We start from the raw sequence: 714 nt of genomic DNA, 5'->3' as shown, positions 1-714 counted from the left end.
TACGGTCAGGTTGAAGCTTGTTGAAGTCGTACCCACATTGCCGGCCTGATCCACAATCGCAGCAGTGTAGCTGTGTGGTCCTTCGCTGACATTGCTCAACTGGTAACTGAAGCTTCCACCGGTGACGGTTGCTGTACCCAGTAAAGTAGTGCCTTCATAAATCTGTACGCTATCGCCTTCCTTAAGACCTGTCACTGTACCTTTGAGCAATGGTGAGGTGTCGTTGGTCGTGGTGCCTGTACCGAAGTCTCCTGTATTCGGCGCAACATCGTCTGCATAGCCAGTCAGGCTAATGCTGTTGTCGGTGGTCGGAGCTTGGGTATCGACCACGATCACTTGTGTCGCCGCAGTACCGGTATTGCCAGCTGCATCCACCACGCGGGTCTGGATGCTGTAGCTGCCATCGGCAAGCGTATTGCCTGTGTTGTCATAGCTCCAGCTGTTGCCACTGCCTTGGACTGCATTGATCCAGGTTGCACCGCCATTGAGTGAAATCTGTACATATTCGCCTGACGCCAGCGTGCCTGTCGTGCTCAGATTGAACACCAAGGTGTTGTCGCTGGTCACAAAGTCACTGCCTGAACTGCCGGTGTCTTGGGTAATGCTCACCAGACTTGCTGTCGCGGTCGGTGCGGTCAGATCCACATTGACTGTAAACGGATCGCTCTTGCCACTTTCGTTGCCCACAGGATCGGTCGCAGTCACGCTTAGGTT

The 714-nt window shown here is 54.1% G+C and carries 1 protein-coding gene; it reads right to left on the bottom strand.

Annotated elements, in window-relative coordinates; genetic code table 11:
• A partial coding sequence (locus Aso01_RS15810) for an Ig-like domain-containing protein (protein WP_042065637.1) occupies positions 1-714 on the bottom strand: 714 nt, incomplete at both ends.

Origin of the sequence: Acinetobacter soli (genome assembly GCF_000760595.1) — a bacterium.
GTDB lineage: Bacteria > Pseudomonadota > Gammaproteobacteria > Pseudomonadales > Moraxellaceae > Acinetobacter > Acinetobacter soli.
Note: the sequence above shows the minus strand (reverse complement) of the source record. Positions and strands in the feature narration are given on the sequence as shown.